The organism is Undibacterium sp. KW1, assembly GCF_009937955.1.
In the GTDB taxonomy this organism is placed as follows: Bacteria; Pseudomonadota; Gammaproteobacteria; order Burkholderiales; family Burkholderiaceae_D; genus Undibacterium.
In genome coordinates this window covers 3,153,282-3,171,005 of record NZ_AP018439.1, presented here as the reverse complement: position 1 = coordinate 3,171,005, position 17,724 = coordinate 3,153,282, and the positions used below count along the sequence as shown (strand labels likewise).

Genomic DNA, 17,724 nt, shown 5'->3' with positions numbered 1-17,724 from the left:
ACCGCTGGCCTGATTTTCCACCGTACTCATCATGTTATCTCCAGAATTAAATGCCGATTTACATAGTCACTCCGTCGTCTCTGATGGTGTGTTGACACCGTCGCAACTGGCGGAGCGCGCCAAGTTAAATGGGGTGGATGTCTGGGCGCTGACTGATCATGATGAGGTGCGTGGCATCCCTGAGGCGCGTGCTGCTGCCCTGGACCTGGGTATGGGATATATTCCCGGGGTAGAAATCTCGATTACCTGGGCTGGCAAGACTATCCACATTGTTGGCCTCAATATTGATGAAACCAATCCTGACCTGGTCAATGGTCTGGCGCAAACACGCTCAGGCCGTGAGCGTCGTGCACGCGACATGGCGGCAGAGCTGCTGAGCAAGGCAGGTATAGCCAATAGCTATGAAGGTGCGCTCAAATATGTCGGCAACCCTGACCTGATTTCGCGTTCGCATTTTGCCCGTTACCTGGTGGAGATAGGTGCCTGTGCCACAGTGTCAGATGTATTCAGGCATTATCTTGCAGATGGCAAGCCGGGTTTTGTTCCTCATCGCTGGGCGACACTGGCAGAGGCAGTGGGCTGGATACGTGGTGCCGGTGGTGTGGCCGTGGTGGCGCACCCGGGGCGCTATGATCTTAGTCCGCTGGCTTACGATGCCTTTTTTACTGAATTCAAGAATCTTGGCGGCCTGGCAATAGAAACTGTGACAGGTAGCCATACGCTGGATCAATATGATGAGTACACCAGGATTGCAGCTCATTATGGTTTCTTGTCCTCACGTGGTTCTGATTTTCACTCCCCTCAGGATGCCGAGGTCGATATAGGGCGTTTGCTCCCTTTACCAAAAATGGCCAGGCCTGTGTGGGAGCAATGGTCTCTGGCTTGAAGATGCTGCCTTGAAAACGCGCGCTTAAGCCATATTTAACAAAGCATGAATCGTGTGTTCCTTTGGGAGGTGTTCATGAAACGCATAGTCCTGTTTTTGCTGACAAACCTGGCGGTGATTGCCGTCATGTCTGTCGTACTGTCCGTGTTGGGCGTGAACCGTTTTTTGACGGCAAATGGCCTGCAATTATCGACCCTGCTGGCATTTTCCCTGGTTGTCGGTTTTACCGGAGCCATATTCTCGTTGTTGATCAGCAAGCCCATGGCGAAATGGTCAACGGGTGCCAGGGTCATTGAGTCTCCATCTACATCAACCGAGCTCTGGCTGGTCAATACTGTCAAGGCCCTGTCTGAAAAGGCGGGCATCGGTATGCCTGAGGTGGCGATATATAATGGCGAAGCCAATGCCTTTGCCACCGGTGCTTTCAAGAACTCTGCATTGGTTGCTGTTTCCACCGGTTTGCTGGAAGGCATGACACGGGAAGAGGTGGAGGCAGTACTCGGTCATGAAGTGGCGCATATTGCCAATGGTGATATGGTGACCATGGCGCTGATACAGGGTGTGGTGAATACTTTTGTGGTATTCCTGGCACGCGTGGTGGGCTACGCAGTGGATAAGGCGGTATTTCGCAATAGTGATGATGACAGGCCCGGCATAGGTTATATGATCACGGTATTTGTATGTGAGATACTATTTGGTATCGTTGCATCCATGATCGTTAACTGGTTTTCGCGTCAGCGTGAATTTCGCGCAGATGCCGGTTCGGCGCAGTTGCTGGGTAATCGTCAGCCGATGATGCATGCGCTGGCAAGACTTGGTGGTTTGCAGCCGGGCGAGTTACCAAAGTCTATGGCTGCATCGGGCATTAGTGATGCACCTGGCTGGAGCGCTTTATTCTCCTCCCATCCGCCATTAGAGCAACGTATTGCCGCATTACAGAACATGCGTTAATTTTCAATAAATAATGTGTGGCGGTAGCTGAGCTACCGCCTTTATTCTTTTTATGAGCCAATTTTTTCAAATTCATCCCGACAATCCGCAACTGAGATTGATCAAGCAGGCAGTGCAAATTATCGATGGCGGTGGTATCGTCGCCTTGCCTACGGATTCTTGCTATGCCCTGGTTTGCCATCTGGATGACAAAGATGCCGTCATGCGCCTGCGCAAAATACGTGGGGTCGATGAAAAACATCATCTGACCCTGCTGTGCCGTGACTTGTCTGAAATTGCGCAATATGCCAAGGTGGATAACCGTCAGTACCGCATGTTGAAGGCTGCCACTCCAGGACCTTATACCTTCATTCTTGAAGCGACCAAGGAAGTGCCGCGTCGCCTGAGTCACCCCTCACGCAAAACCATAGGTTTGCGCGTGCCAGAAAATACTATTACCCATGCCTTGCTGGAAGAGTTGAAACAGCCTTTGCTGGGCACCACACTGATTTTGCCTGATGAAGAAGAACCTTTGACTGATCCTGAGCAGGTCAGAGACAGGCTGGAGAAACTGGTCGACCTGGTTATTGATGGTGGCGCTTGCAGCCTGGTGCCAACTACCGTGATAGACATGACCGGTGATATACCGGAGCTGGTGCGGCAGGGGCGTGGTGACGCTGCTTTGTTCGGATTGTGATGGCAGGGCAATTTCCTCTTCAACGACAGATTTAAATAGAAATACTCAATGGACCTGATAATCCAAACAATTAGCATTTATGCGCTACCAGTTATTTTTGCAATTACTTTGCACGAGGCAGCGCATGCCTATGCCGCCAAGTACTTTGGCGATTTAACAGCATATAGCCAGGGGAGGGTAAGCTTAAATCCCATGGTGCATATAGACCCAGTAGGTACCATACTGATCCCTGTTGTTCTGGCTGTCATTTATATTTCTACCGGAACTGGATTTTTATTCGGTTATGCAAAACCGGTGCCAGTTAATTATTCCAATTTAAAAAAACCTAAGCGTGATATGGCCTGGGTTGCTTTAGCAGGGCCCTTGGCTAATTTAATCATGGCATTTGGGTGGCTGGTACTTGCTGCGTTGATTCAGGGATTACAGGTGCAGGACGAACTGTTTCTGAGCATGTCTGAGTTTTTCATGAAAATGGCAAATGCAGGTTTGATCGTTAACCTGATGATGTTTGCCTTCAATCTGTTTCCTGTGCCACCTTTGGATGGCGGACGCATACTTTTTAGTCTGCTGCCACATAATCTGGCCTATAAGTTTGCCCAGATCGAGCCTTATGGTTTCTTTATCGTCATGGGGCTGGCGATGATGAACATATTGAAATTCTGGATGGTACCAGTCATGCTGGCGGCGAATTTTGTGTTGTCGCTGTGCATGTATCCATTCGCTGTTTTATTTGGCGCAGGGTGATGTTCGCCTTTTGTTACTAGGAGGTTTTCTTTTGACTTTGTCTTCAGCCTGGCTACAGCGCTTCCATCATTTGTTCCACACAGCCTCCGGGCAAATACTTGATCTTGCTTGTGGAGCAGGTAGAAATAGCTTCTACCTGCACTCCCTTGGTTTGACTTTGCTGGCTCTGGATAAAGATGTTCAGAGTCTGGCTGGCTTGCAGGCTAAAGGGGTAGAAACTAAAGTACACGATCTGGAAGCTGGTGAGTCTGGTTACGACTGGCCCTTTGCCGAGCATAGATTTGCCGCCATTGTCGTTTGTAATTATCTGCACCGGCCATTATTCCCTCATATACTCGCCAGCCTGAAACCGGACGGTGTACTGATTTATGAAACCTTTGCTGCTGGTAATGAGAATTTTGGTAAACCCTCTAATCCTGCATTTTTGTTACGTCCAGGCGAACTTCTGACGCAAATGCAGTCTAATCCCGCAGTGACTATGTCCATCATCGCTTACGAAGAAGGCTATGTCGAGCAGCCAAAGCCAGCCATGGTGCAGCGTATTTGCGCCAGAAAAACTGGAAAAATCAGTGTTTTGGATAAGCTTTGAAGCAAATGCTCACAAGTTTAGAGCCTTATTCCAGCTATTTGCGCCCCGTTTAGCAGCGTATCCGCTACAATCAGGGTTTTACTTTTTTCTTGCATTAACATGACAAAGATTCAGGGTAGTCTGGTTGCGATCGTAACCCCCATGCATGCAGATGGCAGTCTTGATTTGCCTTGTTTGCGCAAATTGATAGACTGGCATATCGCCGAAGGCACAGACGGCATCGTCATCGTTGGTACGACAGGCGAGTCTCCCACTGTTTCTGTCGAGGAACATTGTGAATTGATACGTGTGGCGGTTGAGCATGCGAACAAGCGCATCCCTATCATTGCCGGTTCTGGCGGTAACTCAACAGAAGAAGCAATCAACCTCACCAAGTTCGCCAAACAGGCTGGCGCTGATGCTTCTTTGCAAGTTGTGCCTTATTACAACCGTCCTACCCAGGAAGGCATGTATCAGCATTTCAAAAAGATTGCTGAATCTGTTGATATTCCTATTATCTTGTACAACGTACCTGGCCGTACTGTCGCAGACATGTCGAATGAGACTATACTGCGTCTGGCACAAATACCTGGCATTATCGGAGTCAAGGATGCAACAGGCAATATCGCCAGAGGTACAGACCTGATACGTCTGGCACCAGCTACTTTCGCTGTATATTCAGGTGACGATGCTACGGCAGTAGCGCTGATGTTGTACGGTGGCAAGGGTAATATCTCGGTAACTGCCAACGTTGCTCCCAAAGCCATGCATGAATTGTGCGCGGCAGCCATGCGTGGAGACGTGAAGGAAGCCGTTGCCATCAATAACCGCATGATTCCTTTGCATAATAAATTGTTTATTGAACCCAATCCTTTGCCTGTCAAATGGGCGATGGTAGAAATGGGTTTGATACCAACTGGTATTCGTTTGCCTTTGGTGACTATGGCTGAGCAATATCATGAAACCGTTCGCGCAGCAATGCGTGAGGCGGGTGTATTACAATGACTCCCCTGAACGGCTTGGAAACTTGCACGTTTGCTTCACGCAGTTTTAATTGATACTCGATACTAATACGTAGGGACTTTCACATGGCAAAAAGCTTTGTTGCTAAAAACGGCATCATAGGCGCGCTGGCGCTGGCAGGTTTGACTGGCTGTAGTTCGATCGGCAATATCCTCGAACCTAACAAGATCGACTATAGAAGTGCCAGTAAGGCAACGACTGCATCCCTGGAGGTGCCACCAGATTTGACGCAAATTCGACGCGATAGTCGTTTTTCCATTCCTGAAGCAAACAAAAGCAGTGCTACAGCATCCAGCTATAACCTGGAAAAAGGAAACAAAGTCGCCACTAACTCTGGCGTAGTTGCGGTCAAGCAAGTGCAGAACATGCGTATAGAACGCAATGGGAATGCCCGCTGGCTGGTTGTTAAAGACACTCCCGAAGCCCTGTGGCCACAATTAAAGGACTTCTGGCAAGAGCTGGGTTTCTTGATCAATGTGGAAAACCAGGAAGCAGGCGTCATGGAAACCGATTGGGCAGAGAACCGTGCCAAAATCCCTCAGGACATTATCCGTAATACCCTGGGCAAGGTGCTTGATTCCCTGTACTCCACGGGTGAGCGTGATAAATTCCGTACCCGCATTGAGCGTAGTGCCAATGGTGAAGTAGAGATTTATATCAGCCATCGTGGCGCACAAGAAGTCCTAGTTGGTGCGCAAAAAGATGGTACGGTATGGACACCTCGTGCTGCTGATCCCGGCCTCGAAGCCGAGTTCCTGTCACGCCTGATGGTACGTCTGGGTTCTGATGGTGAAAAAGCCAAAACTGCTGTGGCATCACCTGCTGCAACAGGCAAGCCGCATTCGCAATTGCTGAAGGTCGATGGCAAGACTTTTGTTGAAGTGGATGAGGCATTTGACCGCTCATGGCGCAGGGTAGGTCTGGCGTTGGACCGCATAGGTTTCACAGTGGAAGACCGTGACCGCTCCCAGGGCCTGTACTTTGTCCGTTATGTTGATCAGGACATCGATGCCAAGACCAAAGGCGCCAGCGAAGGCTTCTTCTCCCGTCTGTTCTCGTTTGGTTCATCCAGCGATGCTGCCAAGAATGCGCAGAAATACCGCATCCTGGTCAAGAACACGACCACAGGCGAAACCAGCCAGGTATCCGTACATGGCAGCGATGGCAAGGTTGAATCTTCACCAGTAGCAGACAAGATCCTGCAACTCTTGAACGATCAACTGAAATAATCGTTGGTTACGTAAAAAAGCGAGGCTCAGCCTCGCTTTTTTACTTTGTGCAGACAGAATCTAAAATGCATATGAGCGGCGCGGTGGGCGGCTTAGGGTGTTCGCTCGATTAGCCGTAAATGAATTTGCGCACAGTAGGTAAACAGCTTAACTGCAACGCATCTTCAGTGATTCTATGTACGCCTGGCCATCCGGTGGCAAACCTGTCCTTTGTGAATTCCATATCATTTCGCCCAGGCACTCCATGATTTCATGGTGGGCTTCGTGTTCAGACTGATGCTTTCTGGCCAGGATCTGAAACGCCTGTTTGATGCCAGGCGGTTGATCAACCGAGATTTGCTCTGCTATCGACAAATGCATGGACAAGTGCAGAAATGGATTGGTCTGGCCTTGATCCACGCTGTAATTGGCTTCAAGGGCTTGTTCTATATCTGCAAGTTCATTGTCGTATTCAGGATGCTGTCTGATCCAGTCAGAGGCAATGATTTCTATTGGCGTTAACACCAGGTTCTCACGGGTTTTCCTGAAGGTTTCACAAAAAAAACGGCGTACATCGTGCTGGCTAGGGGTGAACATGAACTGGTCCAAATGAAAAAGTGCGCCTATTGTAAAAGGTATTTTATTTTACTGCGCTGAAGCTTTTGGCGACTTGGGTTATTATCCTCCGATTATTTGAAAGGACGCCCATGTTATCCAAAGAAGCTCTCGACACTCTGTTTACCAATGCACGTACTCATAATGCCTGGCTGGACAAGCCGGTGACCGATGCACAATTGCAAAAAATATATGATCTGATGAAGTGGGGTTCCACTTCTGCCAATTGTTCGCCAGCCCGTATCGTATTTGTCAGGTCGGATGCTGAAAAACAAAAATTACTGGGCTGTGTTTCCCAGGGCAATTTTGAAAAAACCAAAGCGGCACCAGTGACGGCCATCATAGGCATGGACATGGAGTTTTTTGAAAAACTGCCGCAATTATTCCCGCATGCAGATGCCCGTTCATGGTTCGTTGGTAACCAGGCTAACATCGATGCAACGGCTTTCCGTAACTCATCGCTGCAGGGGGCTTACTTCATGCTCGCCGCACGCGCTGTGGGTCTGGATTGCGGTCCTATGTCGGGTTTTGATGCAGACAAGCTCAATGCCGCCTTTTTTGCCGGCACGACGGTTAAAGTCAATTTCATCTGCAATCTTGGTTATGGCGATGCACAGCAATTGTTCCCACGTTCTCCGCGTCTGAGTTTTGATGAAGCGTGCAAGATAGTCTGAATCTCTTGATGCTCTGTTAAAAAACAAAAGCCTGCAAAAATGCAGGCTTTTGTTCTTGCGTGAATGCTTTTTAAACTGAATCAGGCAAGGGCGTTTTTTGCTTGAATTCACACAAGTCTGCAATCATGCAGTTCCAGCACTTGGGTTTTCTGGCTATGCAGGTGTAACGGCCATGCAATATCAGCCAGTGATGCGCATCTTGCTTGAACTCTGCTGGCACGAATTTCATGAGTTTGTGTTCTACGATATCAACATTCTTGCCAGGTGCAATGCCTGTGCGGTTCGATACCCTGAAGATATGCGTATCCACTGCGATGGTCGGTTCGCCAAAAGCAGTATTCATGACTACATTGGCAGTTTTCCTGCCTACGCCGGGTAATGCTTCCAGTGCTTCGCGCTGACGTGGTACTTCACCGCCATGCTCAGCCATCAAGATGCGGCAAGTTTCGATCACATTTTTTGCCTTGGTGCGGAACAGACCTATGGTTTGTATGTGGGGGATCAGACCATCAATGCCCAGGGCATGGATTTTCTTGGGCGTGTTTGCTACTGGATAAAGCAGGCGGGTAGCTTTATTGACTGACACATCCGTGGCCTGTGCCGATAGCAGCACTGCTATCAGTAATTCGAAAGGCGTGGTGTATTCGAGCTCGGTAGTCGGATGTGGATTTTGTTGTCGCAAGCGTTCAAAAATGGCCTGACGTTTTGCTGCATTCATTGCTTGTCACCTTTTGCTGGGTCTTCTGACTGTGTTTGCAGTTTCTTGATACGCGCTCTTTCTATGGCGGCCGCAATGATGGCTTTCTTGCGCTCTTTGCTGGCAATTTCTTCTGCGCTGAGTGCTGGCTCTGCTTCCAGTGCGACGAGTTTGGCCGCCGCCTTAGCTGCAAGGCGCTCATCGTTCTCCTGTTTTTCGCGTATCAGACGCTGATTGCGCAAAGTATAGAGTTGGCGTGATTTGTCTGCCTGACTCTGACTCCAGGCGTCCCAGCCAGTGTGTCCTGTTGTAACGGGCAACATGCTAATGCAATCGACAGGGCAGGGGGTAACGCAGAGGTCACAGCCGGTGCACAGTTCGCTTATGATGCTGTGCATTTGCTTGGGTGCGCCGATAATGGCATCGACCGGGCAGGCTTGTATGCACAGTGTACAGCCTATGCAATAGGCTTCTTCTATCTTGGCAACCGGTCTTTCGCGTTCAAGTCCGTGACTGATATCCAGTGGAATAACCGGTTTGCCGAGTATCCTGGCAAGCCGCACTACACCTTCCTGGCCACCTGGCGGACATTGATTGTAGCTGGCTGCGCCATTGGCCATGGCTTCTGCATAAGGGCGGCAAGCGGGGTAGCCGCACTTGGTGCACTGGGTTTGCGGCAAGGCGTTTTCAAGCTGATCTGCAAGAGAATCTGACACGGTGATCACAAAATACAATAGGGATCTGTGATTATCCCCCTAAACATCAGCACCCACAAACAAAAAAGCCACGAGGTCATGAACGTCGTGGCTTTTGTTTGCACTGATTTGATCTGTATGGATCAGGAGTGTTGCTTGATGAACTCGCCGATTTTCGGGCAAATGATGTCGCGCCAGCGACGGCCCGAGAATATGCCGTAATGGCCTGCACCCGGTGCCACATAATCCTGCTTCATATTGGCAGGGATGCCGCTGCACAGGTCATGTGCTGCCTGAGTCTGGCCAGGGCCAGAGATATCATCGAGTTCACCTTCTACCGTGAACAGGGCTACATTTTTGATATCTTGCGGTCTGACCAGTTTGCCTTCAACTTCCCAGGTGCCGGTTGGCAGGCGGAATTCCTGGAACACGGACTTGATGGTTTCGAGGTAGTACTCAGCCGGCATGTCCAGTACCGCATTGTATTCATCATAGAACTTGCGATGCTGTTCTGCGGACTCATCATCACCCTGTATCAGGTGCTGGTAAAAGTCCCAGTGGCTTTGCGCATGGCGGTCAGGGTTCATGGCGACAAAGCCGGTGTGCTGCAAGAAGCCTGGATAGACCTTGCGGCCATAGCCTGGATAATTCGCAGGTACGCTGTAGATCACCGTGTTTTCAAACCAGGAGAATTTCTTTTCCGTCGCCAGGTTGTTGACTTGTGTTGGCGATTTGCGTGGATCTATAGGACCACCCATGAGTGTCATGGTTTTAGGCAGCAAAGGATCTTTGGCCGTCGCCATCAGGGAAATCGCTGCCAGTACTGGCACAGTTGGCTGACACACGGAAATCACGTGTGTGCCTGTCCCCAGGAAATGGATGAAATCCTGGACGTAATAAATGTAATCGTGCAGATGGAAGGGGCCAGCAGACAAGGGTACCATCCGGGCATCTGTCCAGTCGGTGATATACACATCATGCTTGGGCAACAAGCCGCGTACGGTATCGCGCAGCAAGGTTGCATGGTGACCAGACAGGGGGGCGACCAGCAGTACTTTGGGCTGGTTCAGTTTTGCCAACTCTTTGTCACTCAAGACTTTTTTGAAGTGCAGCAATTTGCAGAAGGGCTTGATGACCGCCGTGCTTTGCGCAATTTCTACTTCCTGCTTGTCTATGGTGGTCGCAGTAATGCCGAATTCCGGTTTTTCGTAATCTTTGCCCAGGCGGAACAGCAGTTCATAGCCTGCAGCGATGCGTTGCGAATATGGCGTGTGCGCCAGGGGCGAAACTGGATTGGTGAACAGTTTTGAAGATGCTTCTGCCCATTGAGTCAGGGGATTCAAAAAGGCGCGATTGAGCTCATGAAATTGATAAAGCATAGTGAATCTTTCAAATAGGGGACCACGCATTCACCTGGTCAAAAACGGGATAGTCAAGGCCAAATGAGACAGGGCGAAACAAGCTTAGAAAAAACACTTAATCAAACTGTTGCGGACTGTTGCAATGCATCATAAACCAGTTTTAAAAATTTTTGGTTGAGCAAAAGACTTGCAGAACTTGTTGGTGTGAATTAATGTTAAATTATTGATTTATATGCAATGATTTCTTGTGGAAATGTTGAAATTTAAGTTATTTTTCAAGAATTCGCTGTTTCCTTTGTTTTCCTGAAGCCTGAAATCGTTTGATTTGCCTGTTTATTCAGTTAAATGACACAGTTTCTGGCGATGTTCATCCATAGACAGGTCACTCGCATTAATATTGCAGTGTTAAAGCTGCTGGCAAAAATACATGTATATGTTTCTTGGGCCGTGTGGCAAGCCAAGGGCGGAATGCCAAGATTCAATTTGATTTTTCATTGCATCATTTCTTTCTGAAGAGCTGAGTAGAATGAGTAAAGATAGTTCTCTAGCAGAAATCCACTGGCGCGAGCTCTGTCTCGATGCACTGGACCTGATGCGCGACAATCCGGCGGATGGACGCAAGATGGCAACTGCCATGCGCCAGCAAGAGCCAGGTAAATCCAATCCGGCCGCCATGATAGCGGCAGACCTGATAGACGCCTTTGCTGATTATTTTGATGATCACATGGAGCAGGCAGCCCCCGTATTTGACCGTGCAGCAATGCTGTTTGAATCAGTAGATGAGCATGAGGGCATGGCATTTGCCCTGTTTGGCACTGTTGCAGTATGGCGCCGCCGGGGGCAAGTGCAGGATGCGTATGCCTTATGTCATTCACGCATCGTGCCAGCCTTGCGTATGAAGGTAAGCCGGATTTCTGTGATGGTCTATAACACCCTGGGCATCCTGTCTCAGGAGCTGGGCTATACCGAAGAAGCCATACGCCATTTCTATACGGCATTGAATGATGCGCGGGCCTTGCAGATACCTAACCGTGTCGCACAAGTGACGGCCAACCTCGGTGAAATTTTTTACGTCAGCGGCAATGCCGAAGATGCCGAAGTCTTGCTGCAGGAGGCAAGAGATATTGCTGTTAATTCCAGCGAGCGCTGGCTGGCACCTTTTGTATCCACCATGCTGGCACTATGCAAAGTATCGCTGGATAAATACGAAGAGGCCTACCAGGCCATCGCCTCGTACATAGGCGGCATCAAGAGTGGTGAGAATGCAGACAATTCCAGCCGCGCATTTTGCCTGTCAGTAGCTGCTTATACGCTGGCCATGCGTGGCCAGGTTGAAGAAGCCGACAAGCTCAGTGAAACAGCGATGAACCTGTTGGACAGTTTTGAAGACAAACACTTGAAACCCTATAGCTGGTGGGTCAGTGGTCATCTGCACCGCAGCCATAAACGCTACCCAGAAGCCATACGTGATTTGCGCCGTGCGGTAGATGAGGTCGGCGGTAACGGCTATATCTACATGCCTCTGCGGGCAATCAAGGAATTGTCCGAAATATTTACCGAAATGGGGGATTGGAAAGAGGCTTACAACGAGCAAAAACGTTATCTCGACCTGTTTGCCAAGGCGCAGGGACTGGCAACCCGTGTTCATGTGCAGACACTCCACATCAGGAATGAGCTCAAGGAAGCCGAGCTGGCACGCCGCATGGCTGAACGTGCCATGGTGGAACGCCGCCAGTTGGAAGATGAGCTCAAGCGTATGCTGGCCGAGCGCGAAACCATCCTGGAAAACTCCATCGTCGGCATGGTTTTCCTGAATAACCAGGGGCGGGTACAATGGGTGAACACACCTTTGTGCCAGATTTTCGGTGTTGACCGCGACAATGTTCTCGGTGCTTCGCTCGAGCCTTTCTACGCTTCGCGTGAAGCCTATCTGGAATCAGGTGCGCAGGTTAATGCATCGGTGCTCAAGGGCGAAGCTTACGAGACTGAATTGAAAATGCGGCGCAGTGATGGCACGCTGTTCTGGGTGCATTTTTCGGGCCGCGCGGTGGATAAAACCAACCTGACTCATGGCACAGTCTGGGTGGTGATGGATATCTCGGCCCGTCGCCAGCTCGAAGAGGATTTGAGCAAGTCCGAGCAGCATTACCGGCAACTTATCAATAACGTGACTGAGGGCATACTGGTTGTGCAGGACGGGCGCATCGTTTTTGCCAATCCGCGCGTACAGAGCCTGACCGGGTACAAGGCTGACGAGCTGGCGCAGATGTCTTTTATCACCGCCATTTATCCTGACGACAGGCCCATGGTGATTGACCACCATACGCGCCGCCTGCGTGGTGAAGACGTTGAGCAGTACTATCATTTTCGCATAGAAAATAATCAAAGCCGTTCCATCATCTGGGTGGAATTATCTGCTGTCATGATAGATTGGGAAGGCCGCCCGGCCACCCTGTCTTTTGTCTCGGATATCACTCAGAGAAAGCTGCTCGAATCCCAGCTCAAGGAAAGCATGGCTGAACAGATACGTCTGCAAACCCTGCAAATGCAAAATGAATTGAAGGAAGCCGAAATGGCGCGCCGTCATGCAGAAGAGACGACGGAAGCCAAATCCATGTTCCTGGCGAATATGAGCCATGAAATCCGCACGCCCATGAATGCCATCATAGGCATGGCTCACCTGGCGCTAAGGACTGAGCTCAATTCCAAGCAAAAAGATTATGTAGAGAAAATTCACAAGGCGGGTATTTCCTTATTGGGCATCATCAACGATATCCTGGATTTTTCCAAGATAGAAGCAGGCAAGCTCAATATCGAGCAAGTCGATTTCAATCTTGATGATGTGCTCAATAATATTTCTGCAGTGACGACCGATAAGGCCGATGAAAAGGGGCTGGAATTCCTGTTTCGTGCGCCCCCAGACATACCGCGTTACCTCAATGGCGATCCCTTGAGATTGGGGCAGGTTCTGATCAATCTCATTAACAATGCCATTAAATTTACCGAGAAGGGTGAAATCTATGTGACTTGCCAGACGCTGGAAATGGCAGGTGGCAAGGTCAAACTCAAGTTTGAAGTGCGCGATACCGGCATAGGCATGTCGGAAGAGCAGTCAGATAAATTATTCCGCCCCTTCAGCCAGGCCGATGAATCAACGACACGCAAGTTTGGTGGCACAGGCTTGGGCCTGTCAATTTCCAAGGGCATGGTAGAGTTGATGGGCGGTGAAATTGCCCTGAGCAGCGAAAAGGGGCGCGGTACTTGCGTGTATTTCACTGGCTGGTTTGGCATAGCCCAGCCTGTAGTGCAGCGTCAAGTGATACCTGGTGCCATCAATGGCATGCGTTTGCTCATCGTGGATGATAATCCTGCCGCTGCCGAGATTTTGCAGGAGATACTCTCTGAATTACCGGTCGATATTGATGTTGTAAACAGCGGTGCCGCCGCTTTGCAAGCAGTCAGGGAAAGTAGTCTGAGTTATCCCTACGGTGTGATATTCACAGACCTGCGCATGCCGGAAATGGATGGACTGGAGCTCATCACCTACCTCAAGCGCGATGGTTCATTGCAACCCACGCCTCTGATGGTGTTGGTCAGTGCACATGGCCGTGAAGAAGTCAGCTACCGTGAAGATATTGCCTTGCCTGACGGCTTCCTGACCAAGCCAGTCAATGCCTCTACCCTGGTCGATTGCCTGGTTGAGCTGTTTTCCAGTACCAATTACGCTATTCCTGTCAGCCATGGTGTGCTGGTGCCCAAATATGCCGATTTGCGCGTATTGCTGGTCGAGGACAATGAGATCAATCAGCAAATCGCCCGTGAACTGATGGAGGCTGCTGGTGTTGCCGTTGATATTGCCGGTAATGGAAAAATCGCGATTGATATGGTGCGCAGGGCAGATCCAGGGTTTTACGGCGTGGTGTTCATGGATGTGCAGATGCCAGAAATGGATGGGCACGAGGCAACCCGTCTGATCCGCGCAGATGCCCGCTTTGACGACCTGCCCATCGTCGCCATGACAGCGCATGCGATGGTAGAAGAGCGTGAGCTCTGCTTTGCCTCCGGCATGAATGCTCACCTCGCCAAGCCTATCAATCCCAAAGAGTTGTATCACGCTATTTCGCACTGGTGCCCGGAGCATGTAACTGGCAGCAATTTTGATAATGTGCAAATGCCGATACAGGATATCAGCAACAGTCTGTTGATTGATGGCATTGATGTCGAGGAGGGTTTGAGCCGTACTCTTGGTAATCGCTCATTTTATATGGAGCTGTTATCGCGGTTCTGTGACGATCAGCGTCATGTCGTCGAGCATATCCGCAAGGCACTGGAGGCAGGCGATAATCTGCTGGCAGAACGGCTGGCCCATACCCTCAAGGGAGTGGCTGGTCTCATAGGCGCTAAAACCATACAGCCCTATGCTTCAGAGCTGGAATTGAAACTGCATGACAATGCCAGTCTGGCAGAGTTGGCACCGGTACTCGATGAATGCGCACAAACAATGTTGGCCACCATCAACGCGATAGATCAGGTATTGGCGCTGGAAAAATCCTCAGGTAAAGCGGATACGAAGATTGCCGAACTGGTGCCTGTCGATCACGAGCTCATGCAAAATTTACTTGTAAAATGCTGTAACTTGTTGCGCGATTACGATGGCGAAGCGGTTGACTTGCTGTTAGAGTCAGGGGAAATGATCGCCAATGCATTTGGCGTTGATGTGCAAAAACAGATCATGCGTGCGGTCAGGCAATTTGACTATGATGTAGCCCTGAATTTATTAAGCAATAGTGCGAAAAACCTCGGTTATGAAATACTTTGATGCGATGGTATCCAGTTTGATGTATGGCGTTCACGGGAATGCGGGGCAATTACTTCTTATCGGGGTGATGTATGAATGAAGTATTCGATCAAAATGCCAAGCAGGTAGTCCTGATCGTTGATGATACTCCTGACAATATCTCGCTCTTGTCGGGTTTGCTGAAAGACCAGTACAAGATCAAGATCGCCACCAATGGCCTGAAAGCCTTGCAAATAGCTTCCAGCCTGCCTGGCCCGGACCTGATACTGCTCGATGTCATGATGCCTGAGATGGATGGTTATGAAACCTGCCGCCGCCTCAAGGCCGATCCCGCCACTGCGGATATTCCCATTATTTTTCTGACCGCGAAAAGCCAGGTGCAGGATGAAGAAATGGGCTTGCGTCTGGGAGCGGTAGATTACATCAGTAAACCTATCAGCCCGCCTATCGTGCTGGCAAGAGTGGCTACGCAATTAAATCTCGTCAGGGCGCGCCATTTATTGCAAGACCAGAACAAACACCTGGAAAGCCTGGTGCAGGACAGAACCCGCAAGCTGGGCAAGATGCAGGATGCCATCATCATGGCCATGGCATCGCTTGCCGAGACCCGTGATAATGAAACAGGTAACCACATTCGCCGTACCCAGAATTATGTCGCTGCACTGGCACGCAAACTCAAAAGCCATGCGCGTTTCAGTAATGAACTGACAGACGAAAACATCGATTTGCTCTATAAGTCCGCTCCTTTGCACGATATCGGCAAAGTCGGTATTCCTGATAATATTTTGCTCAAACCTGACAAGCTGACTTCTGAAGAATTTGAAGTCATGAAGCTGCATACCGTTTACGGGCGTGAAACCATACTGTCAGTAGAAAAATATCTGGGTGAGAGTAATGAATTCTTGCGCTTCGCCCGTGAGATTACCTATTCGCATCAAGAGAAGTGGGATGGCTCAGGTTATCCGGAAAATCTGGTGGGTGATGCCATCCCCCTGTCTGCGCGTCTGATGGCCGTGGCTGACGTGTATGATGCCCTGATCTCGCGTCGTGTCTATAAACCGGCCTTTTCGCATGAAGAAGCGATCAGCATCATGCGTAAGGGGCGTGAGACGCATTTTGATCCGGATATACTGGATGCTTTCCTGCAAATTACCGATGAATTCAGGCAGATCGCCAATCAATTCAAAGAATCGGACTCTCACGTGCCAGCAAATTGACAGTCTGATTTCAGGCAAAAAAAAAGCGCAAAGAAATCTTTGCGCTTTTTTTGTCCTGGTTTTCGCGATTAGTCGAAAACTGGCGTTTCCACGCCCAGGATTTTGTGCAGTTTTGGCGACGTCGTGGTGTACTGCATGTGGATTTTCTTTTCAGGGAAAATATATGGTGCCGCACCAAACGCAGCCAGTGCAGCTTCATGGAAGCCGGACAGGATGAGTTTTTTCTTGCCAGGGTAGGTGTTGATATCACCTACGGCAAAAATACCGGGAACATTCGTCTCAAACTTCTCAGTATTAACGACTTTCAATTGCTTGCGTTCTATGTCCAGACCCCATTCGGCGATAGGGCCGAGTTTTGGTGAAAGGCCAAAGAAGACCAGCAGGGTGTCCAGCGGCATGCGGCGGGTAACACCATCAGCACCAGTGACCTTGATTTCAGACAATACATCATCTTTGGTCTCTATACCTGTTACCTGGCCGATAGTGAGTTGCATCTCATAGTTGTCGCAAAGCTCTTTCATCTTGGCGACTGAGGCAGGCGCAGCGCGGAAATCTTCGCGACGGTGCAACAGTACGACAGATTCAGCCTTGCCTACGAGGTTCAAAGCCCAGTCAAGCGCAGAATCACCGCCACCACAGATCACCAGGTTTTTGCCATGGAACTGGCTAGGGTCTTTGACGCGGTAGAACACTTGTGAGCCTTCGAATGCTTCTATGCCTTCGACTTTCAAGGTGCGTGGCTGGAAGGAGCCAACACCGGCAGCGATGAAAATGGTCTTGGTGATGAAGCGGGTGCCAGTCGAGGTTTCCAGGTCGAAGCGGCCATCTTCACGGCGTTCAACCAGGGTTACTTCCTGGCCGAGGTGGAACGTTGGTTCGAAAGGTTCGATCTGTTTCAACAGATTGTCTGTCAATTCCTGGCCTGTGCAGACTGGCACGGCAGGGATGTCATAAATCGGTTTGTCCGGATACAGCTCTACGCACTGGCCGCCGACAACTGGCAGGGAGTCAATAACGTGTGCCTTGATTTCGAGCAAGCCAAGTTCGAACACCTGGAACAGGCCAACCGGGCCTGCACCGATGATGACGGCATCTGCTTCAATGGCGGCCTGAACCGCAGTAGTTTGTTTGTTTTCCATACGACGTGATGATTCCTGATATTGCGGATTTGTTTGAGCCGATTAAGCAAAGCCCATATTGCTGCCCCAGATACTTATTTTTCCAGATATTGCAATTTGTCTTTGACGTCTTTCCAGTCGTCAGCATCTGGCAAAGGAGCAACTGTCTTGGTAATCGACGGCCATTTGCGGGTCAGGTCGGCATTGATCTTGATGAATTGCTGCTGATCTGCAGGTACATCTTCTTCGGCAAAAATAGCGTTAGCCGGACACTCTGCAACGCACACGGCGCAGTCTATGCATTCGTCTGGATCAATGATCAGGAAATTCGGGCCAGCACGGAAGCAGTCCACCGGGCACACATCCACGCAATCGGTATAGCGGCAGCGGATGCAGGATTCGGTCACAACGTGGGTCATAACAGTCCAATCTAAACTAAAAATTCGGGATTTAGGCGCAGCCTAGGCGCAAAAACAGGCTCAGGGCTGCAAAG

16 protein-coding genes are annotated in these 17,724 nt (G+C 49.9%); 10 read left to right on the top strand and 6 right to left on the bottom strand.

What is annotated here, in order from left to right; translation table 11 throughout:
- The first annotated feature begins 31 nt into the window (after window positions 1-31).
- From UNDKW_RS14240 to bamC, 7 genes are all read left to right on the top strand, one after another.
- Window positions 32-886, top strand: a complete 855-nt coding sequence (locus UNDKW_RS14240) for a 3',5'-nucleoside bisphosphate phosphatase (RefSeq protein ID WP_162059224.1) — start codon at window positions 32-34, stop codon at window positions 884-886.
- 75 nt (window positions 887-961) lie between these two features.
- Window positions 962-1,837 (top strand): protease HtpX, encoded by an 876-nt coding sequence (gene htpX, locus UNDKW_RS14235; RefSeq protein WP_162041684.1) that lies wholly within the window; start codon window positions 962-964, stop codon window positions 1,835-1,837.
- A gap of 52 nt (window positions 1,838-1,889) precedes the next feature.
- Complete coding sequence (locus UNDKW_RS14230; protein WP_162059223.1) at window positions 1,890-2,513, top strand: L-threonylcarbamoyladenylate synthase; 624 nt, start codon at window positions 1,890-1,892, stop codon at window positions 2,511-2,513.
- Between the two features lie 48 nt (window positions 2,514-2,561).
- On the top strand, window positions 2,562-3,257 hold the full coding sequence (locus UNDKW_RS14225; protein WP_162059222.1) for a site-2 protease family protein: 696 nt from the start codon (window positions 2,562-2,564) through the stop codon (window positions 3,255-3,257).
- A complete protein-coding gene (locus UNDKW_RS14220; protein ID WP_232063386.1) occupies window positions 3,244-3,846 on the top strand; it encodes a bifunctional 2-polyprenyl-6-hydroxyphenol methylase/3-demethylubiquinol 3-O-methyltransferase UbiG in 603 nt (200 codons plus the stop codon). The genes UNDKW_RS14225 and UNDKW_RS14220 overlap by 14 nt, the downstream gene beginning before the upstream one ends.
- A 99-nt stretch (window positions 3,847-3,945) precedes the next feature.
- Entirely contained in the window at window positions 3,946-4,830 is an 885-nt protein-coding gene (gene dapA, locus UNDKW_RS14215) for a 4-hydroxy-tetrahydrodipicolinate synthase (RefSeq protein WP_162059221.1), read from the top strand.
- 83 nt (window positions 4,831-4,913) lie between these two features.
- Window positions 4,914-6,077 carry an outer membrane protein assembly factor BamC gene (gene bamC / locus UNDKW_RS14210; protein ID WP_162041680.1) on the top strand — a complete coding sequence of 388 codons (1,164 nt, stop codon included), beginning with the start codon at window positions 4,914-4,916 and terminating at the stop codon, window positions 6,075-6,077.
- Window positions 6,078-6,224: 147 nt separating this feature from the next.
- Here bamC and UNDKW_RS14205 read toward each other — a convergent pair whose 3' ends face one another.
- Entirely contained in the window at window positions 6,225-6,653 is a 429-nt protein-coding gene (locus UNDKW_RS14205; protein WP_162059220.1) for a DUF1841 family protein, read from the bottom strand.
- Between the two features lie 110 nt (window positions 6,654-6,763).
- Between UNDKW_RS14205 and UNDKW_RS14200 the strand changes: the two genes are divergently transcribed.
- The gene (locus UNDKW_RS14200) at window positions 6,764-7,345 is read left to right on the top strand and encodes a malonic semialdehyde reductase (protein ID WP_162059219.1); all 582 of its coding nucleotides are present in this window, start codon (window positions 6,764-6,766) and stop codon (window positions 7,343-7,345) included.
- A gap of 70 nt (window positions 7,346-7,415) precedes the next feature.
- Here UNDKW_RS14200 and nth read toward each other — a convergent pair whose 3' ends face one another.
- From nth to UNDKW_RS14185, 3 genes are all read right to left on the bottom strand, one after another.
- A complete protein-coding gene (gene nth / locus UNDKW_RS14195; protein WP_162059218.1) occupies window positions 7,416-8,063 on the bottom strand; it encodes an endonuclease III in 648 nt (215 codons plus the stop codon).
- Window positions 8,060-8,767: an electron transport complex subunit RsxB gene (gene rsxB / locus UNDKW_RS14190; protein WP_162059217.1), complete on the bottom strand. Its 708-nt coding sequence runs from the start codon at window positions 8,765-8,767 to the stop codon at window positions 8,060-8,062. Before rsxB ends, nth begins: the two co-directional genes overlap by 4 nt.
- A gap of 113 nt (window positions 8,768-8,880) precedes the next feature.
- Window positions 8,881-10,116 carry a polyhydroxyalkanoate depolymerase gene (locus tag UNDKW_RS14185; protein WP_162059216.1) on the bottom strand — a complete coding sequence of 412 codons (1,236 nt, stop codon included), beginning with the start codon at window positions 10,114-10,116 and terminating at the stop codon, window positions 8,881-8,883.
- A gap of 508 nt (window positions 10,117-10,624) precedes the next feature.
- On the opposite strand from UNDKW_RS14185, the gene UNDKW_RS14180 reads away from it, so the two are divergent.
- Window positions 10,625-14,917, top strand: a complete 4,293-nt coding sequence (locus tag UNDKW_RS14180) for a response regulator (protein WP_162059215.1) — start codon at window positions 10,625-10,627, stop codon at window positions 14,915-14,917.
- A gap of 71 nt (window positions 14,918-14,988) precedes the next feature.
- Window positions 14,989-16,113, top strand: a complete 1,125-nt coding sequence (locus UNDKW_RS14175) for a two-component system response regulator (protein WP_162059214.1) — start codon at window positions 14,989-14,991, stop codon at window positions 16,111-16,113.
- Between the two features lie 68 nt (window positions 16,114-16,181).
- Here UNDKW_RS14175 and UNDKW_RS14170 read toward each other — a convergent pair whose 3' ends face one another.
- Window positions 16,182-17,252 (bottom strand): NAD(P)/FAD-dependent oxidoreductase, encoded by a 1,071-nt coding sequence (locus UNDKW_RS14170; RefSeq protein WP_162041672.1) that lies wholly within the window; start codon window positions 17,250-17,252, stop codon window positions 16,182-16,184.
- 74 nt (window positions 17,253-17,326) lie between these two features.
- Window positions 17,327-17,650 carry a ferredoxin FdxA gene (gene fdxA / locus UNDKW_RS14165; RefSeq protein ID WP_162041671.1) on the bottom strand — a complete coding sequence of 108 codons (324 nt, stop codon included), beginning with the start codon at window positions 17,648-17,650 and terminating at the stop codon, window positions 17,327-17,329.
- Window positions 17,651-17,724 lie beyond the last annotated feature (74 nt).

Bases quoted from the DNA above. Each gene is read 5' to 3' on its own strand.
- UNDKW_RS14175 (WP_162059214.1), top strand. From the start codon at position 14,989: ATGAATGAAGTATTCGATCAAAATGCCAAGCAGGTAGTCCTGATCGTT.
- UNDKW_RS14230 (WP_162059223.1), top strand. From the start codon at position 1,890: ATGAGCCAATTTTTTCAAATTCATCCCGACAATCCGCAACTGAGATTG.
- htpX (WP_162041684.1), top strand. From the start codon at position 962: ATGAAACGCATAGTCCTGTTTTTGCTGACAAACCTGGCGGTGATTGCC.
- UNDKW_RS14180 (WP_162059215.1), top strand. From the start codon at position 10,625: ATGAGTAAAGATAGTTCTCTAGCAGAAATCCACTGGCGCGAGCTCTGT.
- nth (WP_162059218.1), bottom strand. From the start codon at position 8,063: ATGAATGCAGCAAAACGTCAGGCCATTTTTGAACGCTTGCGACAACAA.
- UNDKW_RS14170 (WP_162041672.1), bottom strand. From the start codon at position 17,252: ATGGAAAACAAACAAACTACTGCGGTTCAGGCCGCCATTGAAGCAGAT.
- UNDKW_RS14200 (WP_162059219.1), top strand. From the start codon at position 6,764: ATGTTATCCAAAGAAGCTCTCGACACTCTGTTTACCAATGCACGTACT.
- UNDKW_RS14240 (WP_162059224.1), top strand. From the start codon at position 32: ATGTTATCTCCAGAATTAAATGCCGATTTACATAGTCACTCCGTCGTC.
- dapA (WP_162059221.1), top strand. From the start codon at position 3,946: ATGACAAAGATTCAGGGTAGTCTGGTTGCGATCGTAACCCCCATGCAT.
- UNDKW_RS14205 (WP_162059220.1), bottom strand. From the start codon at position 6,653: ATGTTCACCCCTAGCCAGCACGATGTACGCCGTTTTTTTTGTGAAACC.
- UNDKW_RS14185 (WP_162059216.1), bottom strand. From the start codon at position 10,116: ATGCTTTATCAATTTCATGAGCTCAATCGCGCCTTTTTGAATCCCCTG.
- UNDKW_RS14225 (WP_162059222.1), top strand. From the start codon at position 2,562: ATGGACCTGATAATCCAAACAATTAGCATTTATGCGCTACCAGTTATT.
- bamC (WP_162041680.1), top strand. From the start codon at position 4,914: ATGGCAAAAAGCTTTGTTGCTAAAAACGGCATCATAGGCGCGCTGGCG.
- fdxA (WP_162041671.1), bottom strand. From the start codon at position 17,650: ATGACCCACGTTGTGACCGAATCCTGCATCCGCTGCCGCTATACCGAT.